General features: G+C 45.8%; 14 protein-coding genes. 10 read left to right on the plus strand and 4 right to left on the minus strand.

The features are described from left to right. Nucleotides 1-300: 300 nt before the first annotated feature. Both MKY63_RS12265 and MKY63_RS12270 read right to left on the minus strand, forming a co-directional pair. Nucleotides 301-3,489 carry an efflux RND transporter permease subunit gene (locus tag MKY63_RS12265; RefSeq protein ID WP_076099684.1) on the minus strand — a complete coding sequence of 1,063 codons (3,189 nt, stop codon included), beginning with the start codon at nt 3,487-3,489 and terminating at the stop codon, nt 301-303. Nucleotides 3,490-3,604: 115 nt separating this feature from the next. After that, on the minus strand, nt 3,605-4,522 hold the full coding sequence (locus MKY63_RS12270; RefSeq protein ID WP_036681609.1) for a TetR/AcrR family transcriptional regulator: 918 nt from the start codon (nt 4,520-4,522) through the stop codon (nt 3,605-3,607). Nucleotides 4,523-4,749: 227 nt separating this feature from the next. Between MKY63_RS12270 and cls the strand changes: the two genes are divergently transcribed. Further along, complete coding sequence (cls, locus tag MKY63_RS12275) at nt 4,750-6,258, plus strand: cardiolipin synthase (RefSeq protein ID WP_036681607.1); 1,509 nt, start codon at nt 4,750-4,752, stop codon at nt 6,256-6,258. 50 nt (nt 6,259-6,308) lie between these two features. Here cls and MKY63_RS12280 read toward each other — a convergent pair whose 3' ends face one another. Next, nucleotides 6,309-7,844: a phospholipase D family protein gene (locus MKY63_RS12280; RefSeq protein ID WP_339813038.1), complete on the minus strand. Its 1,536-nt coding sequence runs from the start codon at nt 7,842-7,844 to the stop codon at nt 6,309-6,311. Nucleotides 7,845-8,127: 283 nt separating this feature from the next. On the opposite strand from MKY63_RS12280, the gene fni reads away from it, so the two are divergent. The 7 genes from fni to MKY63_RS12315 all read left to right on the plus strand — a co-directional run bounded on the left by fni (nt 8,128) and on the right by MKY63_RS12315 (nt 16,127). After that, entirely contained in the window at nt 8,128-9,267 is a 1,140-nt protein-coding gene (fni, locus tag MKY63_RS12285) for a type 2 isopentenyl-diphosphate Delta-isomerase (RefSeq protein ID WP_339813041.1), read from the plus strand. Between the two features lie 36 nt (nt 9,268-9,303). Beyond that, nucleotides 9,304-9,774, plus strand: a complete 471-nt coding sequence (locus tag MKY63_RS12290) for a GNAT family N-acetyltransferase (protein WP_235219460.1) — start codon at nt 9,304-9,306, stop codon at nt 9,772-9,774. Between the two features lie 168 nt (nt 9,775-9,942). Then, a complete protein-coding gene (locus MKY63_RS12295) occupies nt 9,943-11,310 on the plus strand; it encodes a S41 family peptidase (protein WP_143758636.1) in 1,368 nt (455 codons plus the stop codon). Nucleotides 11,311-11,410: 100 nt separating this feature from the next. Next, entirely contained in the window at nt 11,411-12,511 is a 1,101-nt protein-coding gene (gene ychF / locus MKY63_RS12300) for a redox-regulated ATPase YchF (protein WP_036681604.1), read from the plus strand. 233 nt (nt 12,512-12,744) lie between these two features. After that, on the plus strand, nt 12,745-13,821 hold the full coding sequence (gene prfA, locus MKY63_RS12305) for a peptide chain release factor 1 (RefSeq protein WP_036681601.1): 1,077 nt from the start codon (nt 12,745-12,747) through the stop codon (nt 13,819-13,821). Beyond that, nucleotides 13,811-14,800 (plus strand): peptide chain release factor N(5)-glutamine methyltransferase, encoded by a 990-nt coding sequence (prmC, locus tag MKY63_RS12310; protein WP_076099683.1) that lies wholly within the window; start codon nt 13,811-13,813, stop codon nt 14,798-14,800. Before prfA ends, prmC begins: the two co-directional genes overlap by 11 nt. A 139-nt stretch (nt 14,801-14,939) precedes the next feature. Next, nucleotides 14,940-16,127 (plus strand): FtsW/RodA/SpoVE family cell cycle protein, encoded by a 1,188-nt coding sequence (locus tag MKY63_RS12315; RefSeq protein ID WP_036681594.1) that lies wholly within the window; start codon nt 14,940-14,942, stop codon nt 16,125-16,127. Between the two features lie 264 nt (nt 16,128-16,391). Here MKY63_RS12315 and MKY63_RS12320 read toward each other — a convergent pair whose 3' ends face one another. Next, the gene (locus MKY63_RS12320; protein ID WP_036681592.1) at nt 16,392-16,994 is read right to left on the minus strand and encodes a hypothetical protein; all 603 of its coding nucleotides are present in this window, start codon (nt 16,992-16,994) and stop codon (nt 16,392-16,394) included. A gap of 242 nt (nt 16,995-17,236) precedes the next feature. Here MKY63_RS12320 and spoIIR point away from each other — a divergent pair, with 242 nt between their 5' ends. Together spoIIR and MKY63_RS12330 are read left to right on the plus strand one after the other, a co-directional pair. Further along, nucleotides 17,237-17,995, plus strand: a complete 759-nt coding sequence (gene spoIIR / locus MKY63_RS12325) for a stage II sporulation protein R (protein ID WP_339813051.1) — start codon at nt 17,237-17,239, stop codon at nt 17,993-17,995. A gap of 260 nt (nt 17,996-18,255) precedes the next feature. Then, complete coding sequence (locus MKY63_RS12330) at nt 18,256-19,455, plus strand: L-threonylcarbamoyladenylate synthase (RefSeq protein WP_339813510.1); 1,200 nt, start codon at nt 18,256-18,258, stop codon at nt 19,453-19,455. The last annotated feature ends 65 nt before the right edge of the window (nt 19,456-19,520 follow it).

Raw genomic sequence — 19,520 nt, forward strand, 5'->3', positions numbered from 1 at the left:
TATCACACATCGCAAACACCCACCATAAATTGCACATCGTTCACCGCTCTTCGTATATCATCCAGCGCTCACGGTACATCGCCCTCCGCTACGCACAAACGCACATCATCCACCGCTCTCCACACACCGTTCAACCTAATGGCATAGAACACCACTAGGCGTGGCGCACAGTCTATTTGCTAAAGTAAGAATCCAATGTACAGCCTATTTTCTAAAAAAAGAAGCTGCCTCATAAGTAGAATTCACTACTTTGGAGACAGCCTCTTGTTTAAATCTAATTTACTTGTTCACATCATAGTTCTAATCAATTACCTTTTTGCTGCGGAATTTCATCAGGAATTCATACACGACTGGCACTACTACAAGTGTCAGCAGCGTGGAACTGACCAAACCACCGATTACGGTCACGCCGAGCCCCTTAGAGATAATTCCTGCACTGTTTTCAAGTCCAGTAACCAATGGCAGCAATGCACCAATCGTTGCAAGGGCAGTCATCAGGATTGGACGTAAACGTGTGCCACCTGCTTCAAGCAAGGCCTGACGCGTAGTGAGTCCTTCTTTTTCCTTATGAATAACGCGGTCGATGAGGACAATCGCATTCGTTACTACGATACCAATCAACATCAGCGCACCCATGAGCGAGGACACGTTTAAGGTTTCCCCAGCGATCAGCAGGGCAACGAGTACCCCAATCACTGTGAAAGGAAGTGAGAACAGGATAGCGAATGGTGCTAATCCACCGCCAAATGTAACCACAAGCACGAAGTATACGATGGCAATAGCGGCCGCCATAGCAATTCCTAATTGACCAAACGTATCATTGATCTGCTCGGTTACACCGCCGAAGGTAACAGTTACACCATCAGGCAATTCCATAGCATCTACTTTTTCTTTCACGCTGTTCGAAGCGCTATTCACGTCACTCGAAATAATTTCGGCAGTAACATCTACCTTCATTTTACCGTCCATACGAGTAATCGAGTCAGGGGAGGAGCCATTTTCAATTTTAGCGACTTGCCCGATTGGCACGGAAATGCCTAGTGGCGAAGTCAAAGTAGCCTCTTCCATTTCTTTAATGCTCTTATACGTTTCTTTATCTGTTTCGATATAGACTTTGTAGTTCTTGCCGTCCAATTCTACTTCTGTGAGCACTGGACGTGTGCCTGCTGGACTCAGCTTCATCGCAATTTGTCCGGCTGTAAGTCCAAGGGAGCTAAGCTTCTGTTGATCCGCTACAATCGTATATTGATCGTAAGCTTCCTTGAGACTTGTTTCTGCGTCTTTGAAATTAGTGGTGTCAGCCTGTACGATTGAGGCAATCTCATCCGCGACTGGCTTCAGCTGATCCAGTTCATCTCCGAATACATTCACGGTCAGAGTGCTTCCACCCATGCCTCCACTCATCAGAGCGGACATGTCACCCCATACACCATCTGGCACTTCTGCGGTCAAACCTTCAATAAGCTTCTCTTTAACAGCTTCGAAATCAGGAGTATCACTATCATAAACGATGAAAAATAGTCCTGAATTGCTGGATCCACCCATACCCATCGGGCCTCCACCGCCGATGGAATATTGCATTTTGTCTATATGCTTCTGCGCTAAAATGTATTTTTCAGCTTTCAGACCTTGTTCTTGAACTTCCTCAATCCGTTGTCCAGCCTTTGGTGAATAAGTAAGCATTACAGTTTTATCCTCTTGGGATGGCATGAAGCTTACACCAATAGGCTTGATTAAGAATAAGCTGCCCGCAAGGAGAAGAACGGCAACTCCAAACGTAACGAGTTTATGAGAAAGACACCAGTTCAGAATCTTTTGATAACCAGCAGAAAGTTTGTCTGGTTTCTCGCTGTGAGTTTTTTTACCTTTCAATCCATTACGGAACAACGAGTGAGCCATTGCAGGAACTAGGGTAATCGCAACTACTAATGAAGCGAGCAGGGCGAAGACCATGGTTAGAGCGAAAGGCAAGAACAGCTCACCAACCATACCACTAACCAAAGCAAGTGGTAAGAACACCGCGATGGTTACAATTGTAGAGGACATGATAGGCACGAACATTTCACGCGTGGCTGCACTGATTAATTCTCTGCCCTTCAGTTTCTCACCAGATAAGGAGAGCCGTCGATATATGTTCTCTATAACTACAATCGAGTCATCGACTACCCGCCCGATCGCGACCGTCATCGCTCCAAGTGTCATCATATTAAGCGTAATGTCCATCTGCCGCAGACACAGCACTGCAATCAGCAGTGATAATGGAATAGAGATGATAGAAATAATCGTCGAACGAATATTCCGCAGGAACACCAAAATGATAATTACTGCGAATAAGGCACCAAACACAGCTTTGGACAACATCGTATTTACGGAGTCCTCAATGGGCTTACCTTGGTCAAGCAGAACAGTAAGGTCAATGCCTTTATATTGTGCTTTTAATTCTTCAGTTTTGTCTTTAACGCCATTTACAACATCAACAGTGTTGGCATCATTGGCTTTGACAATCTGAATACCGATCGATTCTTTACCATTTGTACGGGAGATGGATTCGGAATTCCCCACAACCTCAATCGTGGCCAACTCTCCGAGCTTCACGGTTGGAAGTCCCATACTTGCAGCTCCGCCAGGAGCAGCATTTCCAGCACCTGCACCAGCAGCTCCGTTAGCAGCACCAGCGCCGGTAGCTCCAGCACCAGCGCCGGTAGCTCCAGCACCTGCAGCACCTGCAGCGTTAGCGCCAGTTGGCATTACCGGTATGGTCACATTTTTAAGATCTTCAACGGTAGTGATGTTGCCGTCCACGACAACTGCTTTTTGAGCCTTGTCCATCTCGAATAGTCCTAGTGGAACACGGAGGGAAGAGCCTTGAATGATACCTTTAACGGTATCTTCAGTCAGTCCATATTGGCTGAGCATATCTTGATTGAATTTAAGTGATACTTCTTTGACGTATTGACCAGAGATTTGAATAGAAGCCACACCCTCAACATCCTCTAGGGCTGGGCGAATATCGTTCTCAGCAATACGTGTCAATTCCTCAAGGTCCTGGGTATCTCCATTGGAAAGACTGAGCGAAACGACAGGCATTGAGCTAAGGCTAAAACGGGAAATGGAAGGCTTCTGCACATTGTCTGGCAATGAGACCTCATTTAGCGATTCGCGCACTGCTGCTGTAGCATTATCCAGATTTGTTCCGTAATCGAATTCAATTTGGATACTGGAGGCATTCTCCAGAGAAGTGGAGGTGATCGTCTTTACACCATCCACATTGCGGAGCTTTTGCTCCAACGGTTTGCTGACATCATTAACGACGCCTTCTGGTGCGGCCCCCGGATAAATGGTTGTTACGCTAAGATAGGGTATACTAATATTAGGCAAGGTTTCTTGCTTCATCGTCAGTCCGCTATATAAACCGGCAAACACAATAATTATCGTCAGAAGCCAAATGGCAAATTTGTTCCTGAGCGAGAAATTAATTAAGCTTTTCATAAGTTTCGTTTCTGCTCCTCTCGGCCCTTTTCTTTACGAAATAAGGCGCCATTATAAAAATTCATAATACTCACTATCCATGACTTTCTCTCTACCGAACTCTTCTTAGAGTCAATTAACGAAATACACATGAATTGTGCGGAATTGAGGCAATTAGCTTCCTCAGCTCTTCCAATTCTGCTGTGAGCTCAGAGCAGGATTGGAGGTTGGACAGCATCCCCTGAATGATTGCTTTTCGTGGGTGAGGTATAAGCACTTCACCTTCCAGAATATTGAGCGATTCCAGCAGATCGGCTGCTTCTTCGGATTCTATACTATTTAATTTACTGACCACAGTCTTCATTTCTTTAATGAGCTGTAATGGATTCTTTCGTTTATTCTCCTCATTCTCCGCCATCCAGTTCGCTAAAGTAGCAGAGTTGATTAGTGGAACCTGTTTACTAGTGAGTAAGCCAGACACAATCATATCCATTAGATTCATTAGATGATCTGCCATATCGGCAATAGGTACCTGCGTATCCTTACGAAAAATAACCGCAATATAAGACTTGATGAGACCATGTCCGATCATACATAAATCTCCGGTATAGGGAACGACGTCTTTTCCATAGAGCAACTCCATCTTCACCTGGAACCATCTTAAGAAGGAAGCGTTGTTTCTCCGCAGCCAGTCCGGGACTTCAGTATCAAACCCTTTGCCCGCAACCTCCTGAATTTGACGCTGCAAGAACTCGCGCAATTCGTACACGTGACTTAGCAGAATTTCTATCTGATTCCTAAGCTTCTCACGTGGTGTTCGTCGGGTTTCCTGTTCTTCACGTAACAAGGGATCACGAATCATCCGATAACAATAAAGGAAGATACTGCGCTCCAGTTCTTCTTTTGATTTAAATACCAGATACAAACTGCCCTTCGAAATCCCACATAATTCAGCGATCTCTTGCATGGATGTGGACGAGGAGCCTTTCACAGCGAATAACTGCATGGCGATCTTAATAATTTGTTCCTGCTTGTCAATAGTTTTATCATTCATTAAAGGATTAACCTCCTTTCTGACTACTGGGTTCTATAATTGACTAGTTGGTCAAAATTATTATATTCCATCCAACCAGGCAATACAAATATCGGAACAGAAGGGTTACAGTTTTGTCGTAAATAGACTTTTGCACAGTAATTAGCTAGGAAGAAAAGGGTTCTTCATGTAATATATAAAATGTGTCAATTTCGTGTTGCTTGTATGAATAAGAAGGTAGGTAGAGTATGAGAAGAGGACTTCAATCTATAATTATCATTGGGGCATTCATAGCATTTTATTATTTTGGTTTCGGCATTTTTGGGAGTACTGCGGGAACGATTATTAGTATCTTCTCCACTCTGACAGTTATTTCGATTAGCTTGGCTATTTTTATGGAGAACCGTAATCCTTCTACAACAATGTCATGGATCTTATTGCTTGCGTTGATCCCGGTGCTGGGACTGGTCTTCTATTTTCTATTTGGGCAAAATGTGTTCAAACGCCGTAAATATGATAAAAAGGCACAAAGAGACCTTATGGCCTACGAAAGAATTGAGAATGACGCTTTACGTACGCACCAAGATTGGTCAGTCTTTGATCCCTCGCGCCAAAAACTGTTGCTGTTATCCAAGACTTTAGCACGTACTCCTATATCCTTTGCATCAGAAACTCGTATCCTCACTAATGGTGAAGAGACGTTTGGTACGTTATTGTTGGAGCTCCGTCAAGCTAAGCATCATATTCATATGGAGTATTACATCTTCCGGGCGGACCACATTGGAACACGCATTAAACAAATTCTGATCGATAAAGCTCGTGCCGGTGTTGCAGTCAGATTTATGTATGATGCCGTTGGCAGTTTTCAGCTTTCCAAAGCTTTTTTGAAGGAAATGAGTGACGCCGGAGTTCAGGTGGCTTCTTACGGAAATTCAACATCCTTTTTTTCCAGCCGTGTGAATTACCGGAATCACCGTAAAATTGTTGTGATCGACGGAGATGTCGGATTCATGGGTGGTCTCAATGTAGGCGATGAATATTTAAGCCGCAGTAAGACTTATGGATTTTGGCGTGACACACATATGTTGGTTAGAGGCGAAGCGGTACGGACGATGCAAATTATTTTCCTGCAAGATTGGATGCACACTACGGGTGAAAAAATACTGGAGCAAGACTACCTCACTCCACAACTTCGCTTTATGACAGGTGATGGAGCCGTACAGATTATTGCTAGCGGACCGGATAACGAACGTCGTGCGCTCAAAAACATTTTCTTCTCCATGATCACTTCTGCCGAGAAATCGGTGTGGATTGCCAGTCCATATTTTATTCCTGATGAGGACATCTTAACTGCACTGCGTGTAGCCGCTATTTCTGGTTTAGATGTGCGATTGTTATTCCCGGCTAAGCCGGATAAATGGATTCCTTTTCTGGCTTCACATTCTTATTTCCCGGCGTTGCTGGAAGCTGGCGTGAAGATTTATGAATATGAAAAGGGATTTATCCACTCTAAGCTGCTTATCGTCGATGGTGAAATAGCAACAATCGGTACGGCCAATATGGATATGCGCAGCTTCCACCTTAACTTTGAAGTGAATGCATTACTGATTCAGACGGAGAGTGTTGCTCGTATTGTGGCTGATTTTGAGCGGGATTTATTATCTACCAGCTTAATTGAGCATGAGGAATTTATGAATAAGCGTATGGTGATCCGTATACTGGAATCTGCTGCTCGACTTATGTCGCCGTTACTATAACCAAAAACCACCGCAGAGGGTGTTGTGCCTCATCTGCGGTGGTTTTTGCTTTAAAAAGTAGTTAAGCCCAAGGTGGTCTGCAACCGGAACAGGATATATTTGAACCAGGTCACTTCGCCCTGATAAGCCTCAAAAGGTAGGGTATACTCATGGTCCTCGTTATTCCACAGTCGATTGAAGTAGGCTTCCATCTGGGCATAAAGAGGCTGATCTTGTTTTACAGATACCCACAGATTATTCTCCAGGTTGTAGTCATCCAGATTGCGTGTCGTGAAATTGGTGGAACCGCCAAGAATGATGGAACTTCCAGTCTGTTTGGCAATGAAAAGCAGCTTCGAGTGATATTGTTCTTTGGTCGTGTTGTACCAGCGAATAGAGATTTTTCCGTTCGTGCGCTTGTTCAGGTTCATGGCAACTGGACGGTTAGGAATGCCGATTTTATCACGGCCGAAGGCGTTCTGATTGGGGTCCAGTATCAATCTTACCGTAGCCCCTCGTTCGGTAGCTTCTACCAATTCATCGAGAATTGCATCATCGGCAAGGTAGAACATACCCATCCAAATGGTGTCACCCTCCTGTGCAGATTGGAGGGCTTGTCTTGCATATTTATATACCTTTCCTTCCGTTAAATAGCGGACTTCCATAGATTCTTCAGAGTGCTGGTCCTTATCCTTGGTGAAATCTGGCTCATAAGTGAGCAATGGCCCTGCATCCGAAAGATTGACCGCGGCCTGTTCCGTCTGGAGAATATCAGCAATAATTGGACCTTGTACTTCCAGAGCGATATTGGAATGATAGGCGCTGGCATCATGGATATTTCCTGAGGAGATTAGAGCGCTATTCTCACTAACAACCACCTTACGGTGGTTAGCTTTTACATTGAGTAGCTTCATATAAGAACGAGCAGTAATATCCGGTCCGCCGCTGGCCATAAGATTCGGAATCCGGCCTTCGCCCGACTGTCCGAACCATTGAATAAAGGTACGCCAGACAGCAGAATAAGCAGGCGTAGAATCGCGTAGAGCATTTACATCAGTCATAATCACTTTAATCCCTGCAGCCTTCATCTCTTCCAGGAGATGATTAGGTGCAGAATTGTAATTGGTATTAACCTCATCCGTAATGAAGACGATCTCCATCTCAGGATAAGTAGTTTTTTGTAAAATAAGCTTGTCCGTCAACATTCGACTGACTGGAGGAAATGACTGATCTTTATGGGTATAATCATTGAAAAGAAAGAGGTCAATCACCAAAAATTCATCGGACTCCTCGATAATTTGTAGAATCCTCGAAAGAATCTGACTTTCTTGAGTGCCCGTGGCTGTACCGTCCGAATAGGTTAAGTCGTGCCAGAAGGATACATGATTTGTTTTGTATATGGGGCTTTCAAAGGAAATACCGCTGGGTAGAGGTTTGTGCGTCTGATAAATCATTACGCCGGTTAACCAAAGGAGTAGAATGACGAAAGCCCATAACACCCGTGTACGGCGGCGTGAAGTGGAACGTTTCTTCGTAGTTAAACCGGGAGCGTAGTTTATATCTTTAGGTTTATGGGGGTGAACGGGTTGCTGACGATCTGAATTCATGGAAGTTCCTCCTGAAATTATTGCAGAGCACTTCCTTAGGATTGTGATGCTCCGGTGTATTACCAACCTATTAACACCTAGTGGAGCGAAATGAAGCAGCCCAAATATCCTTAACATTAATAAATAACATTCAGCTAGCTATAATGAGTTTGAACGATTAGTACGAAGTTTATGAAATTAATGATTACTAAACCGGAGAATTGTAATCGCTAACCTCATATTGTAAATTCATCTGTAGGGATATGTTATAATAAATCGAGTTTGGGAATAGGAGGAACGCAGCATGAATCATACGCCAGAAGAGGCCGTGCCATATGATGCGACTAGGCAGTCTGGCGCAGATCATGGCAAGGACCTGCCGGCTGTAGAGGCTTCTCACAAAAGATCTTTATTGCCTACATCGAAGACAGGCGAACGCAAAATTGAACATGTACGCCTTTGCCTAAATGAAGAAGTAGGTGGCGTCGGTGTGACTACAGGGTTTGAACATTACAGATTTCAGCATAATGCTCTTCCAGAGCTGAATTTTGACGATATATCATTGCAGACTACGTTTTTGGATCGCAAGCTGCGTACACCGCTGCTCATCAGCTCGATGACAGGTGGCAGCGCAGCTACAGGAGCGATTAACGCCCGGTTGGCCACAGCTGCACAGCGTCGTGGTTGGGCGCTGGGTGTAGGCTCGGTCCGGGCGGCAGTGGAGCGCTCTGAGCTTACGGCGACCTTTTATGTGCGGGATCAAGCACCTGATATTCCGGTTATCGCCAATATTGGTGCTGTACAGCTGTCCTATGGTTTTGGGATTGAGGAATGTCGCCGGGCTGTGGATATCGCAGGTGCTGATTTTCTTGTACTGCATCTGAATGGGCTGCAAGAGGTCTTTCAACCGGAAGGGAACACTGGTTTTGCCTCTTTGCTATCCCAGATAGAGAAGGTATGCCGTGCACTTGAAGTCCCTGTAGGTGTGAAAGAAGTAGGCTGGGGCATTGATGGAGATGCAGCTGCACGTCTTTATAATGCAGGTGCGGCTTTTATTGATGTTGCGGGTGCAGGCGGGACATCCTGGAGTCAGGTGGAGAAGTTCCGCAGTGTAGATCCTATACGGCGGGCAGCGGCGGAGGCTTTCGCGGATTGGGGTACTCCAACAGCTGATTGTATCACAGAGGTGCGCACAGTTTCCCCGCAGGGCGCTTTGATTGGCAGCGGCGGACTAAAACATGGCGTGGATGCAGCGAAAGCACTGGCACTTGGAGCTGATCTGGCAGGCTTTGGCCGCAATCTGTTAGGGCCGGCTGTCGATTCTGAAGAGGCGCTGGATGCTGCATTGGCACAGGTTGAGCTGGAGCTAAAAATAGCAATGTTTGGTATTGGCGCTCCAGATTTAGCAACTTTACGTGGTACTTCCCGTTTAATACGTAAATAGGATGGTAAATATTGAAGCGAGGAAGTGAGTAAGATTATGATTAAACTGGTCCATATGGATGAGTCGGCCTTTCAATTTTTCTTAGGTCAAGCTACCCGGGATTATGCGGAAGATAAGATCAGCGCCGGTGCTTGGGATCCGGAGATCGCGATGAAGCTGTCTGAGGAAGCCATAACACGCTCTTTGCCAAAAGGGCTGCACACAGATGGTGCTTATCTATATTCTATAGTAGAAATAAGCAGTGATGAACAGGTTGGTTATATCTGGTTTAACGTAAGTGAAGGCCGAGGCGGCCGCGAGGCTTTCATTTATGATTTTTATGTTTTTGAACCGTTCCAGAGTAAGGGTTATGGCAAGCAGGCTATGATCGCACTCGATGAAGAAGCCCGGGAGATGAATGTTACCAAAATCGGGTTACACGTCTTCGGCCAGAACAATCGCGCATTTGAGTTATACAAAAAAATGGGATATATCGTAACTGACATCACAATGTCTAAAGATCTATAGTCCATAAGTGTGAGGACCTCGAAAGAGGTCCTTTTTTGTTGTTCTACTGAATTATTATGTAAATAATTGTGATAAATATATTTGATTTAGGATGATTAGGAAAATATGATTAAAAAATAAATTCCTGAAAATGGATTAAGTCATAAAGAGAGAAAAGGGGGGATTAAGGTGAGGCCAAGGACTGTATCGTGGGTGGTTGTTTCTGCAGTAGTATTACTATTACTGGTCAGCTGCAACAGTGGCGATTTACCAGGAAAGAAGAAATCTGAGTCTGAGCAAGTCCAGGCAAGTCCGGTTGCACCGCTAGCCTCTTCAGCTGTAGTTGAAGATCAATCAGAAATAGCTTTGCCTTCATTGACGGTAGAACAAAGGCTAGAGGATTTTGATTACATGTGGAAGATTATTGAGGAGAACTATCCTTTCTTAGAGGTGAATAAACGTCTCAATGGAGAGGATTGGCTTGCAAAAAAAGAGGAATACCGCAATAAAATAGCAGCCGTGAAATCGGATGATGAGTTTTTGAAACGTATGAGATTTGTCCTTAGCAGATTAAACAATGGGCATACAAATTTTATATCCAAGGAAGAATACCCCTGGTATCTACATACGTATGCTCAGTTAGGTTTTGGTTTTGAGCCTTGGGTCAACGTGTTTCAGCAGCCTAACGTATTGGCCCGTTACAACCAGAAACCTTTAGCGGAGCAGCAAAGCTCTAATGATATCAATAACGATATGCATAATGGTGGAGATGGAGTAGAAGATGTAACAAAAAAGACTTCTGGGAATGTAAAAAAAGTCATTATAGAGCCCGATCGAATCGCTTATCTCGGCATGCAAAGCTTTGACGGGAGTCTCATGGAGATGGACAGCTCCGAGATCCATGATTTTTTAATAGAGGTAAAGGACTATAAGACATTAATATTAGATATCCGCGGAAATGGGGGAGGAAACAGTAATTATTGGAGAATTCATCTTGTCCCTATGTTGATCAATAAACCTATCGAATACAATACATACTTACTTTATACAAGAGGCAAATATGCGGAGACCTTTATGCAAGCACGTCAGATTACAAAGGGGCAACAACCTATTGCTGGCATCAAAGATGAGCAACTGCCCAAGCTGCCAACCGAAGCTTTAAAGATGTTTAAGACATATAGAAAAACAAATGATGTAGTAACCCCTAATAAATCTGTTGGATTTAAAGGGAAAATCTATTTGCTGGTAGATAGCTCTGTGTATTCATCATCGGAAGGTCTTGCAGCCTTTGTAAAAGGCACCGGGTTTGCAACGGTTGTAGGCGGCAGGACAGGTGGGGATGGACTAGGGATAGATCCGCTTGTTGTTGCATTGCCTAATAGCGGTTATCTCTTCAGGTTTTCCTTTGAAATGGGTCTGAATTCTGATGGAAGTTGTAATGAAGAGGTAAAGACTGTGCCTGATGTGGAGGTTGATCCGGATAAATCTAAGCCATTACTGGACCAGCCGGCGATAAAAAAGGTATTAGAGCTTGCGCGTTCGGACACATCTGCCTGACATCCGGTGTTGCTGGCGAATATGTTCTAATATATAATGGTTTAGATCGTATAGCTTATTCGGATGATCAATTTAGCTGAAAATAGGAGTTGTCATATAAATGGCTTTGAAAGCTGGAATCGTCGGTCTTCCTAACGTAGGAAAATCCACATTGTTTAATGCGATAACGCAAGCGGGAGCAGAATCCGCTAACTACCCTTTTTGTACCATTGACCCTAACGTTGGTGTTGTTGAAGTTCCAGACGAACGTCTTGATAAACTGACTGAGCTGGTACAGCCGAACAAGACCGTACCTACTGCTTTTGAATTTGTTGATATTGCTGGTCTCGTGCGTGGTGCCAGTAAAGGAGAGGGACTAGGCAACAAGTTCCTGGCCCATATCCGTGAAGTAGATGCTATCGTGCATGTGGTTCGTTGTTTTGAAGATGAGAACGTTACCCACGTTGATGGAAAGGTAAATCCGATCAGCGACATCCAGACCATTAATCTGGAGTTGATTCTTGCTGATATTGAGAGCATTGAGAAGCGGATTGAGCGTTCCCGTAAGAATATCAAAGGCGGCGACAAGAAATACGCTCAAGAAGTTGAGCTGCTAGAACGCGTCAAAGAAGTGCTCTACGAAGATAAACCTGCACGCAGTATAGAATTGTCTGATGACGAGAAGCTTATTATCCGTGATCTTCATTTGTTAACATTGAAGCCAGTGCTGTATGCGGCGAATGTAAGTGAAGATGAAGTGGCAAGTGCTGAGGACAATCCTTATGTACAGCAAGTTCGCGATTTTGCAGCTACTGAAGGTGCAGAAGTTGTTCCGATCAGTGCTAAGGTGGAAGCAGAAATTGCTGAGCTTGAAGGTGAAGATAAAGCTATGTTCCTGGAAGAGCTGGGACTGGAAGAATCCGGGCTTAACCGGTTGATTAAAGCGGCTTATAAACTGCTTGGCTTGTATACGTATTTCACAGCAGGCGTTCAGGAAGTTCGGGCGTGGACGATTCGCCGCGGCACCAAAGCACCTGGAGCTGCCGGTGTGATTCATACAGATTTCGAACGGGGATTTATCCGTGCTGAAGTAGTGGCTTACGCGGATCTTGTGGCAGCTGGTTCCATGAACGGTGCGAAGGAACGTGGTCAACTGCGTCTTGAAGGTAAAGAATATTTGGTGCAAGACGGCGACGTAATGCATTTCCGTTTTAACGTTTAAGAAGGTTTAAGTGTACGAATGATATAGGGGTCATCTCGAGCAGTGGGAGTTTCTATTGCTGGGATGATCCTTTTTAAAAATATAAGCTTTTTATTAAGGTATTGTGCGTACGGAACTGTAGCCATTTCACAATATCTTTGGTATAATATAAAGTCGTATATCTATTTTTATGACAGTACAAATTTGATGTTATATTTGCGAATTTGAAATTGAATCAGGAGAGGTGAATTCCCTTGTTGGACCGATTGCAATCCCTGGCGGACCGCTATGAGAAGCTCAGTGAACTGCTTTGTGATCCGGATGTTGCAAACGACAGTAAGAAACTGAGGGACTATTCCAAAGAACAATCAGACCTACAGCCTGCATTTGAGGCGTATACTGAATATAAGAGCGTAATGGAAGAGCTTGAAGCTGCTAAGCAGATGCAAGGCGAAAAGCTTGATGATGAGATGAAAGAAATGGTCAAGATGGAAATTGATGACCTTTCCAAACGTCAAGTGGAGCTGGAAGAGAGAATCCGCGTGTTGCTGCTGCCTAAAGACCCGAATGATGATAAGAACGTAATCGTTGAAATTCGTGGTGCAGCGGGTGGAGATGAAGCAGCATTGTTCGCTTCAGATCTTTACCGGATGTACACTCGTTATGCTGATGCACAAGGATGGCGCGTTGAGTTAATGGATGTTAACGCGAGTGATCTTGGTGGATTCAAAGAGGTAATCTTCCTTATTAACGGCCGTGGTGCATACAGTAAGCTGAAATACGAAAGTGGTGCGCATCGCGTACAACGTATCCCAGCGACCGAATCCGGAGGTCGTATTCATACCTCTACTTCTACGGTGTCTGTGATGCCGGAAGCTGAGGCTTTTGAGATCGAGATCCATGATAAAGATATTCGCGTAGATACCTTCTGTTCAAGTGGTGCAGGCGGACAGTCTGTAAATACGACCAAGTCTGCAGTACGTGTAACCCATGTACCTACAGGCATCGTTGCTACCTGTCAGGACGGTAAGTCACAGAACTCCAATAAAGAAAAAGCGCTGCAAGTGCTTCGTGCCCGTATCTCTGATATGAAACGGCAGGAAGAAGAAGCGAAGTATGCTGGTGAACGGAAGAGTAAAGTAGGTACGGGTGACCGTAGTGAGCGCATTCGGACGTATAACTTCCCGCAGAGCCGGGTTACAGACCATCGTATTGGCCTGACACTGCACCGTTTGGAGCAGGTTATGAACGGAGAAATCACTGAAATTATCTCAGCCCTTTCAATCGCTGAACAAGCTGACTTGATGGATAATATGGATAATGGAGAATAATGCTTTGAACGATGGCGTATATGTCATGTCGGAAGTCAAAAGCATCCGGGAAGCCTTTGCGGAGGCTTCTTCTTTTTTGAGCCGGAGCGGCTGCAATGAACCGCAGCGCAGTGCACAATTGCTGCTGGAGCATGTGCTTGGAGTGTCTGGCGCAGCTTATTACATGGCGTTGGCAGATCCTTTTCCAGCAGCGGTTAAGGAAGCATTTGAGGCGGGAGTTACCCGCCGGGGCGCTGGTGAGCCGGTGCAGTATATCATCGGCGAGCAAGAATTTTACGGGCGGCCTTTTGAGGTGACGCCTGACGTGCTTATTCCGCGGCCGGAGACGGAGCTGCTTGTCGAGGCGATTTTACGTTACGGCGCGGAGCTTTGGCCGAACGGCGTTGTAACGCCGGGCGAAGCGGCGCTGGATAGCGCGGGCGGAGATACGGCCCGCAGCGGAGGCGGCGCGGGGGACGTGCGCGCCGCAAGACCGCTGACCGCCGTCGACATCGGCGCCGGCAGCGGAGCGATCTCCGTCACGTTGGCGGCGGAAGCGCCGGCGTGGAGGGTCTGCGCCGGCGATATTTCGCCGGCGGCTCTGGCTGTGGCCGAGCGCAACGCTTTGCGCAATGGCACAGCTGTGGACTTTCGGCTCGGCGATCTGCTCGAGCCGTTCGCGGGGATGGAGACGGATATTCTCGTCTCCAACCCGCCGTACATCCCCGGCGAGGATATCGCCGGGCTGCAGCGTGAGGTGCGCGACCATGAGCCGCGCACTGCGCTGGATGGCGGAGCGGACGGGCTGGACCCGTACCGCCGCATGATGGAGCAGCTGACGCTGCTCCCGGCACCGCCGCGCCTGATCGGCTTTGAGCTTGGCTTCGGTCAAGCTGAGCAAGTCGCTGCACTCCTTGCGGCAGCGGGCCATTGGACGGAGATTATCACCATTAATGATCTGGCTGGAATCCCGCGTCATGTGCTAGGCATAACGAAATAATATTGCCTACTTTGCAGAGGGTTCCTTTGTCCAGGGTAGAGAAATTGTATTTTCAATCCGACTTCCTTTATAATAGTATTTAGCAGGATTTCTCAGGGGATCATAAAGAAAGACCGGATATAGAGTAGGGAGGCAGAGCGTGCTTCAGAAGATTAAAAAGATTGATGGTGCTATTGTAGTCGTTCTGTTATTACTCATGGTGGTCAGCATCTTCGCCATATATAGTGTTACTCATGGAAGAGAGAAGCTGGACGGACATCATATTCGTATGATGATGTATTATGCTATTGGTTTTGTAGCTTTTATTGGAATGACCTTTTTGGATTACAGAATATTAGTGAAATATGCGATATATATTTATTTGTTTGGGATAGGGATGCTGGTGCTCGTCAGCTTTTTGGGCGAGACTAAAAATAATGCACAAGGCTGGTTGACCCTGCCTGGAGGACTGAGTCTGCAGCCTGCTGAGCTGTTCAAGTTGATATTAATTCTTTTTCTGGCGGCCATGCTTGTCCGCAAGAATAAGAGTAAGCTTCTGTTCTGGCGGGATGTTGTGCCACTCGGCCTTCTGACCTTGTTTCCATTTCTTATTGTTCTTACCCAAAATGACCTTGGGAATGCCTTGTCTTACGTTGTGATTCTTGCGGGTCTGTTGTGGATTGGCAATATTAAATACACGCATGCATTAATCGGGCTGGTCATCGTGGCTAGTTCTGCGATTGCGGGAATTATGAGTTATATCCATTATCACGATGAAATTAAAACCTTTCTTACGGATATTGGGCGATCTCACTGGATTGAACGTTTTGATCCTTGGCTTGTTCCCGAAAAGGCAACAGAAAAGGCTAAGTATCATACCACCAATGCTAGAATTGCTATTGCTTCTGGAGGAATGAGTGGTGATGGCTATATGAAGGGAGATTCCGTTCAAACGAATCGTGTGCCATATACCTACTCGGACTCCATTTTCGTGCAAATTGCCGAGGAATTCGGTTTTGTGGGGGCGGCGCTGCTGCTGCTGCTGTACTTTATCCTCATTCACCGAATGATTCTGATTGCGCTGGAGTGTAAGGATAGAGCCGGGCCGTTCTTGATTGTCGGAATTGTCGCCATGATGCTATATCAGATTTTTGAGAATATTGGCGCGTTTATTGGTCTGATGCCTTTGACAGGTATCACGTTACCTTTCATCAGCTTTGGAGGTACATCCCTGCTTATCAACATGGCCAGCATTGGTTTGGTAATGAGTGTACGTCTGCATGGTCAGCAAGAGGAAGAAGATCTTCCAGACCCGGTCATAAATCATGTATCGGTTAAAGGTGTTTAGAATAGTCAAGGGTGAGAACCCGAAAGAAGCCTGATACTAAAAAGATCAGTAATGAGATAATATTTTTTGAAACTTAACAAAAGCGCATGCTGATAATCAGCATGCGCTTTTGTTAGTTAGTTATTAAATTCGGTATATTACAATAGGATATATCTCGCTTTAATGAATAATGCTACAGGAATTCTATGCCTTACTTTCCGTCGGATTAAAATATGGAAGCACCCATGGAATCTGCCTCGATTTTATTGTATTCAATTTCGCTTATCAGTAAGCGTTTAGGAATCCTCCGCCGAATATTTGATTGGGTCCCAGATTAGTGATTAGTAAATAGTAAGTTCCTGGAAGAACATTACTCCAACCGATAGTATACGGGCTGCTTTCTGCATAAGGCCAAGACACGTTTCTAACCCCTGCCGATTTACCGCTACTTTTGCTAATCAATTCATAAGAGATGATCGGAACTGCTTCGGTAGGAAAGGAAGTTCTTTGATGTATCGTTGCATAGACATCAGAATTTGAGGTGAAAGTTATTTCACCATTCGTTCTCTTTTGTGTGCCTGAAGCCCATCCATCCATTGTAAAAGTGAAACCTTCCGTATAGGAGAATATGCCTAATGAGTTATTGTTATTTTCATTAAAATTTGGCTGGTTTATATTTTGAGTTAGAGCTGCTTCTTCTTTAATCGATTCAATCTCATCAGCAGTAACTGTTTTTACAAAAGTAGTATCTGATGAGGTGACTGAGGTCGTAGCACTTTGTTCAACTTGATTAGAAGAGGTTTCTGCGGCAAATGAGCTTGTAGTATAAATGGAAGTTGAAGCAATGAGTGCCAAAGTCAGAGTAGATACAGTTTTTACTAGTTTCATAATGAACCTCCTTAAATTTATATAAATTGGATATTAAAGAAAAATATAAGCAATATACCGAATATGCCCACTATATCATAATGATTCAAAAAAGTAAAATATTCCCTTTATTTTCTTTTATAGGACTGTTAAGATCTCACTGAAACTGCTCGTTTCTTAAAATCATAGATTCATAGGTTTGCAGTCTCTTATCTCCGGGCATACTACTAGCATGAGAGTTAAGAGGAGAGGGGCTGCAACAAATGAACGATAATCATATGAATAAAAGAGATTCCTTACGTGTAACTTTTAAGTATACTGCCATTTTAATTTGTTTTTTTATGGTCCTCATGATGGCTTGGGAAGGTCAAAAAACCGATGCTGCAGTAGCTGAAGTATCTATTCCCCAAGAATCTATCCGGTTACGTATTCTGGCTAATTCTGACGGAGCGCAAGATCAGCTGGTGAAACGGCAAATTCGCGATAAAATTGTGGAGCAAATGAACCAGTGGGTATCTGCTCTTGAGGATCCGCAGAGCTTGGAGCAGGCACGTGCTCTGATTAGAAATCATCTGCCGGAGCTTAACGCTTTGGTTGGATCAGAGCTCGAGAAACGGGGCATTGAATATTCCTATAAAGTGGAGCTGGGCGTAGTCCCTTTTCCAACCAAATTATACGGTGGTACCGTCTATCCTGCTGGGGAGTATGAAGCTGTACGGGTCACGCTTGGTGCAGGCAAGGGACAAAATTGGTGGTGTGTACTGTTTCCTCCGCTTTGCTTTATCGATGCGGGCTCTGGAGATGCGGCAGCACCTGCTGCTGACAAAGGTACAAAAACAGTGTCTGCTGCTGGTGCGGATAACAGTGCTAAGGTGAAATCGGCAGCTGCAAAAACAGTGCAGGCTGATTCCTCGGCAGGAAGTGCTTCATCAGGAGAAACTGCTGCTGAGCCAGAGGTACGGTTCTTCGTCTGGGAGCTGCTGCAAAACCTTTGGAACTGGATCAGTGGATTATGGTCGTAAGACCCCAGATATGTTACTATTTTATAAGCAGATCTATCACGGCTCCCTACTGGGGCCGTTTTTTGCTAAGATAAATTATATCTTCTAGAAAGCCTGTGATGAGAATGAATGAACACAATAATCCTTTATTCGCCGTTCAGCGGCGGAGTGGAAATAGAGCTGAGACTGTATACTGGAAGTTGAATTCTGTTGAGGGAACGAACTCTGAGATATTTCAGCCGAATGAAGCTGACAAGCTGGCGATAGCGGAGGCAGCAACAATGCTTCGCGAAGGCGGAACAGTGGCTTTTACAACCGAAACCGTCTACGGGCTAGGGGCGGATGCCCGAAATACGTCGGCAGTTGAGGCTGTTTTTGCAGCAAAAGGACGGCCCTCTGACAATCCGTTAATTGTACATATTTCGGATACGGCAGCTTTGGACGAGCTTGTTGCAGAGGTGCATCCTAAGGCGGCCGCGCTGATGGCAGCTTATTGGCCTGGTCCGCTGACAGTTGTGCTTCCTGTTCGTGAAGGTGTACTGTCGCCTTGTGTGACGGCGGGTTTGGATACGGTTGGTGTGCGGATGCCGGATCATCCGGTAGCTCTGGCGCTGATAAGTGCCGCAGGTTGTCCGGTTGCGGCGCCCAGTGCTAATCGTTCGGGTCGCCCGAGCCCGACATTAGCTTCGCATGTGATGGAAGATTTGGCTGGATACATTGATGGCGTCCTTGATGGTGGTGCTGCTGGAGTGGGACTAGAGTCAACAGTCGTGCAGGTACAGCCTGACGGAAAAGTTGCTGTGCTGCGCCCCGGCGGGATTACTTCGGAGCAATTGGCTGCAGTGGTGGGAGCAGAAGCTGTAAGCTCAGAGCCCGGTAATGCTGAGGCAACTGCTGCCTCTACTACTACTGTCATGGCTGATTCGGGGACGACAATCTCTGTTGTTGATTTAAGTACTGCTGAGCCAATCACAGCTAAAGCAACTACAGCACAATCTTCAGCGGATTGCCTGAATGTTAACAATCGTGAGCCTTTCGAAAGGGCATCCGCATCTATTGAGCAGCATGGTGCGGATGCTGCTGGCGGCATTTCGGCACCGCGCGCGCCGGGCATGAAGTACACGCACTACGCACCGCGCGGCTGGCTTGCTGTAGTGCGCGGCTCTTCCCCGCAGCGCGTGGCGGACGAAGCCGCAAGTAAACTTCAGGCGGCGCAGCTAAACGGCGAGGTCACGGGCCTGCTCCTCTTCGAGGAACATAAGGCCCTTTATCCCGCCGATCCTGCCGCCTGCGTTCTTTCCCTCGGCTCGTTATCCTCGCCGGAGGAAGGGGCCCGCTCCCTATATGCCGCTTTGCGGCGTTTCGATGAAGCGGGAGCGACTTACATCTTAGCCGAGGCTTGCCCGTATACGGGCCTCGGCGCTGCCATCATGAACCGGCTTATGAAAGCCGCCGGCGGATCCGTCATCGACGCCGGATAACCACGGCGTTGCTTTTTCGTATATGACTCCCATATGAAGTCATGATTACCCCCTTGTCCGCATAT

The sequence above is a fragment of the Paenibacillus sp. FSL R7-0189 genome (genome assembly GCF_037969925.1).
GTDB classification, from domain to species: domain Bacteria; phylum Bacillota; class Bacilli; order Paenibacillales; family Paenibacillaceae; genus Paenibacillus_AQ; species Paenibacillus_AQ odorifer.

Excerpts from the sequence above, each read along its gene's own strand:
- cls (WP_036681607.1), top strand. The coding sequence starts at position 4,750 with ATGAGAAGAGGACTTCAATCTATAATTATCATTGGGGCATTCATAGCA.
- prmC (WP_076099683.1), top strand. The coding sequence starts at position 13,811 with ATGGAGAATAATGCTTTGAACGATGGCGTATATGTCATGTCGGAAGTC.
- ychF (WP_036681604.1), top strand. The coding sequence starts at position 11,411 with ATGGCTTTGAAAGCTGGAATCGTCGGTCTTCCTAACGTAGGAAAATCC.
- MKY63_RS12320 (WP_036681592.1), bottom strand. The coding sequence starts at position 16,994 with ATGAAACTAGTAAAAACTGTATCTACTCTGACTTTGGCACTCATTGCT.
- MKY63_RS12280 (WP_339813038.1), bottom strand. The coding sequence starts at position 7,844 with ATGAATTCAGATCGTCAGCAACCCGTTCACCCCCATAAACCTAAAGAT.
- MKY63_RS12330 (WP_339813510.1), top strand. The coding sequence starts at position 18,256 with ATGCTTCGCGAAGGCGGAACAGTGGCTTTTACAACCGAAACCGTCTAC.
- MKY63_RS12270 (WP_036681609.1), bottom strand. The coding sequence starts at position 4,522 with ATGAATGATAAAACTATTGACAAGCAGGAACAAATTATTAAGATCGCC.
- MKY63_RS12265 (WP_076099684.1), bottom strand. The coding sequence starts at position 3,489 with ATGAAAAGCTTAATTAATTTCTCGCTCAGGAACAAATTTGCCATTTGG.
- fni (WP_339813041.1), top strand. The coding sequence starts at position 8,128 with ATGAATCATACGCCAGAAGAGGCCGTGCCATATGATGCGACTAGGCAG.
- spoIIR (WP_339813051.1), top strand. The coding sequence starts at position 17,237 with ATGAACGATAATCATATGAATAAAAGAGATTCCTTACGTGTAACTTTT.
- MKY63_RS12290 (WP_235219460.1), top strand. The coding sequence starts at position 9,304 with ATGATTAAACTGGTCCATATGGATGAGTCGGCCTTTCAATTTTTCTTA.